Origin of the sequence: Streptomyces sp. NPDC057474 (genome assembly GCF_042802555.1) — a bacterium.
GTDB lineage: Bacteria > Actinomycetota > Actinomycetes > Streptomycetales > Streptomycetaceae > Streptomyces.
In genome coordinates, this window is record NZ_JBHVDX010000406.1 from 1 (window position 1) to 4,523 (window position 4,523).

Annotated in this window: 3 protein-coding genes; all 3 read left to right on the forward strand. The window is 67.8% G+C overall.

Translation table 11 applies throughout. The features are described 5' to 3' along the window. The first annotated feature begins 346 nt into the window (after positions 1-346). On the forward strand, positions 347-1,663 hold the full coding sequence (locus tag ACFU53_RS46795) for an XRE family transcriptional regulator (protein ID WP_384006398.1): 1,317 nt from the start codon (positions 347-349) through the stop codon (positions 1,661-1,663). A 171-nt stretch (positions 1,664-1,834) separates the two neighbouring features. Then, positions 1,835-2,986 (forward strand): transposase, encoded by a 1,152-nt coding sequence (locus ACFU53_RS46800; RefSeq protein WP_384006402.1) that lies wholly within the window; start codon positions 1,835-1,837, stop codon positions 2,984-2,986. Between the two features lie 609 nt (positions 2,987-3,595). After that, positions 3,596-4,363 carry a transposase gene (locus ACFU53_RS46805; RefSeq protein WP_384006400.1) on the forward strand — a complete coding sequence of 256 codons (768 nt, stop codon included), beginning with the start codon at positions 3,596-3,598 and terminating at the stop codon, positions 4,361-4,363. Positions 4,364-4,523: the final 160 nt, after the last annotated feature.

A 4,523-nucleotide genomic window follows, 5' to 3' on the forward strand; every position in this document is an offset into this window, starting at 1 on the left:
TGAGTTGCCTACGTGTCACACCCAGCGTCCTATCAGGTCCTGCCCCCACACGGGACCAGAACCCGAAATTGATCACGACCTCACACAGGCCCTAGCGCCCCATGGCGAGATCACCCGCCGTGTCGCCATTTCAGCGACCGGGACTGCAACGGGCCGTGGAGCACGTCAGTGGTCGCATTCATGGCGTCCTCTTGTTCGTCTCGGCTGGGTCTGTCGCCGTTGCTGCGACAGCACGAGAATGCGCTCAACTATTGGGTACCGTCGACCGGTTGGAGGGGGTCCCGTAGGGGGTCCCGTCTCCGCGAAGGAGTCACCCATCCGGTGCGCTGAGTGATTGACTGGAGACGTGCAAGAGAGCACCCCTCACCCGCTGGTTGCGGCGCGCCTCGCGCTCGGCATGACGGTCAAGGAGTTCGTCGTCGCCATCCGTGCCGCAGCCGCGCGACGGGGTCTGCGCTCAGGCACGGACGAGGCGCGGGTACGCAAGTGGCAGCGCGGGGTCAGGCCCAACGAGGAATCCCAGATCTACATCGCCGAGGCACTCGGCTGGCCGGCGGACACCGTCCGCGCCGACGACTGGCCGAACTGGCTGCCGCTCACCACCGACGGCGTGACCCCACTCGGACCCCACAGCCCCGTGACCGCCCTGAGAGAGGCCCTGCGAACAGCGATGGAACGCCGTACCTTTCTGGCCGTCTCCGGCACCGCCCTGTCTGCACTGGCCGCGGACTGGGCAGCTGGCGCCGCCACCGCGCTTGCCCAGGGCCTCGACGGCAAACCAGTAGGCGAGGACTTCGTCGCGCTCCTGGAGACCACCGCGCAGGGACTTACCGGCCTGGCCCCCGAGGAGTACCAGCACACGTCCGCGCTGCTGGATTCCTGCCTGTCCGCCGTGACCGATCTGCTTACCCACCGCCGCTACACCCCTGCGGTCGGAGTACGTCTGCATAGCCTGGCCGCCTCGCTCTCCCAGACGGTCGCCTGGCGCCGGTTCGATCTGGGCCGTCACACTCACGCCAGCCAGTACTGGATCGCCGGCCTGCACAACGCCTACGCTGCCGGCGACCACGACATGGGCGCCGGCCTCTTGGGCGACCTCGCCTACCAGGCCGCCTGGCGACGCGACCACACCACCGCGGCCGCTATCCTCCACCACGCCCTGACCCGCGCCGACAACCCAGCCGCCCGCTGCCTGCTCCAACTCCGCCTCGCCCGCACCCTTGCCGCACAGAATGGCAAACGTGAACGACGAGCCGTGCTGCGCGCACTCGCCGCGGCCGAGCAGCACCTCGGCGACGCTGGCACCGACCGGCCCGCCTGGTGCGCCTGGGTGTCCGAGGCAGATCTCGCCGTGGACTCTGGCCAGGCCCTCCTCGACCTCGGCGACACCGGCCGTGCCCACCAGCTCATCACCGAAGGCGAACGTCTCCTGCCCACGGCGCGGGACAAGACCCGCGGGGTGTTCCTCGCCTACCGCGCCGCCAGCTACCTTGACATGACGGAACCCGAGCCCGCCGCGGCCGCCGCCGCGCAGTCCCTGCTCCTGGCCCGCCGTACCGGCGCACCCCGCTGCGTCAGCCTCGTCGAGGATCTGCTCCCCCGCTTCCAGCCCTACCGCCATGCTCAGGGCGTCGGGGAGCTGCTCCAACTCGCTGCCGCGTAGGACCTGTCCGGGCAATCACTGAGCTGCACACCTTTATCGCGACGCCCTTGGCGCGGAGCAGCAGCCCCTGAGCCCGCGCATCCGGCTCAGGGCCCCGCCGTAGGGCACAGCATTTGTTGAACTGCCCCACGATCTGCTTCAGTCCCTGACCTGCAGTCACCCGACTTCGCTCTGGGCACGAACATGGGCATCCGGGCGATCGTGGCGACCGGCGAGCACGGCGAGAGCGAGGCAGCGCTGCGGCATGTGCGTCGGCACTTCATCACCGTCGACAACCTCCGGGCCGCCGTCACCAAGCTGGTGAACGCCACCTTCGCAGCCCGCGACACCGCATGGTGGGGCCGCGGCACAGCGTGCGCGTCGGACTCGAAGAAGTTCGGGTCCTGGTCCTCGAACTTCATCACCGAGTATCACGCCCGCTACGGCGGCAACGGAGTGATGATCTACTGGCACGTCGAGCGGAAGAACGTCTGCATCTACTCCCAGCTCAAGAGCTGTTCGTCGTCTGAAGTCGCCGCGATGATCGAGGGCCTGCTGCGGCACTGCACCGACGCCGAGATCGAGTCGAACTACGTCGACACCCACGGCGCGAGCGTGGTCGGGTTCGCCTTCACCGAACTGCTCAACTTCCGCCTGCTGCCGCGGCTGAAGAACATCGGCAGCATCCGCCTGTACCGCCCGGACGACACCCCGCCCGGCTGGCCCGCGCTCGGGGCCTCGCTGACGCGGCCGATCCGCTGGGAGCTGATCGAGCAGCAGTACGACCAGATGGTCAAGTACGCCACCGCGCTCCGGCTCGGCACCGCCGAGGCGGAGCAGGTACTGCGGCGCTTCACCCGCGGCGGCCCCAAACACCCCACCTACGCCGCGCTCGAAGAACTCGGCCGCGCCGTGCGCACGATCTTCGCCTGCGACTACCTGGCCAGCCCTGGCCTGCGCCGGGAGATCCACGGCGGGCTCCAGGTCGTGGAGAACTGGAACAGCGCGAACACCGTGCTCCACTACGGCAAGGACGGCGCCCTGACCGGGCCGGACAAGGAGCACGCCGAGACGTCGATGCTCACCCTGCACCTGCTCCAGTCCGCGCTCGTGCACGTCAACACCTTGCTGGTCCAGCAGGTGCTGGCCGAACCAGCGTGGGCATCGAGGCTCTCGGACGAGGACCGGCGCGGCCTGACCGCGCTGTTCTGGTCGAACGTCAACCCGTACGGCACCTTCCGCCTGGACAAGGACGCCCGGCTCGACCTGGGACCGGTTGCCGCCGTGCCCTGCCCCCGCGCATCTGCCGGCGCCGCCGACCGGTCACGCACGCAGCCACGATGAGGGACTTCCGGGTTTCATCGACCCGGCGCCCGACCCCCCGAGCCGGCCTCGAATCCGAGCAAACCCATCTCGACCGGCTAAGAGCTGTCCCGTAACTGCTGGTCAGGGGGATGGCTTTGGGACGTCTCGCGGGAAGGTCAAGGCCCGAGACGGCCTCATGTCCCCTCAGCCGCCTACGATGCGGGCATGTCATCGTCTGGGATCGCTCCGGAAAGCCGTCGCGAGGGAACGAGGTCGACCGGCCTGGCGCCGGTACGAGCGGATCGGATCATCAGGGCACTGTCGTGGTGGTGGGCGTCTGCGCCCCTCCTCCTGTTCACCCCGGCGATCGCGTATGCGATGGGGTTGCCGGACCTGAGACGAGAGATCGGCTGGGCGTTCGGCCTGATGGCCCTGTTCACTGCCGTGCTTGCTCCGGCAGCGGGATTCGTGGTGGCTCAGGTTGGGGACCGGCGAGAGGCACGCGGGCGATTCCTGATCATGGCCGCGTTGTCCAGTGTGCCGATTCTCTTCTTCTTGTTCTTCGGAGTGCTGTTCCCCGAGTGCCCGGACGGATACCACTGCTAAGGGCTGCCTCGTAACTTCAGTCACAGGTGAGATGATCTTGGGGTGTCTGGCGTGATCACGACTTCGGAGCCGACCTGGATAGCCCCGTTCACGGGGCTGAGCCCGCGTTCCTTCGGAAAGCTGGCGACCGCGCTTCGCCGAGAAGGCGCCGATCCGGTCCGGAAGGGCCGCCCGTGGAGTCTTCCGCTGGAGGATCGGGTGCTGCTCGTGGCGTCGTACTGGAGAACGAACTTGACGATGCGACAGCTCGCTCCGCTCTTCGGCATCTCGAAGTCCGCGGCCGACCGAATCATCAATGACCGCGGCCCGTCGCTCGCACTCCGGCCGTGCCAGCGGTACCGCAAGGACACCGTGCTCATCGTGGACGGCACCCTGGTGCCTACCCGCGACCACACCATCGCCGAGCAGTCCAAGAACTACCGGTACTCCACGAACAACCAAGTGGTCATCGATGCCGACTCCCGACTCGTCGTCGTGGTCGGCCGGCCCCTGACCGGCAACCGCAACGACTGCAAGGCATGGGAGGAGTCCGGCGCGAAAGCCACCGTCGGCACGACCACAACCATCGCCGACGGCGGCTATCCGGGCACCGGGCTCGTGATGCCCCACCGCCGCCGTAGAGGCGAAGATCTACCCGGATGGAAACAGGCCCACAACAAGTCCCACAAACAGGTCCGCGCCCGCGTCGAGCATGTCTTCGCCCGCATGAAGGCCTGGAAGATTCTCCGCGACTGCCGCCTCAGGGGCGACGGTGTCCACCAAGCCATGCTCGGTATCGCCCGCCTGTACAACCTCAACCTCGTCGGATAAGCGACCAGTCGGACCAGGCGCAGGCCACGTCTACGCCCGATCAAAGATCATTTACGGGACATCCCTTAGACCGACCGGCAAATGGATCACTTGAGGCGTCGGGTGGTGGGCCGGCCGTCCCAGCGGTAGCGGCTCGTCGCCCGTCGGATGAGCATGCGGA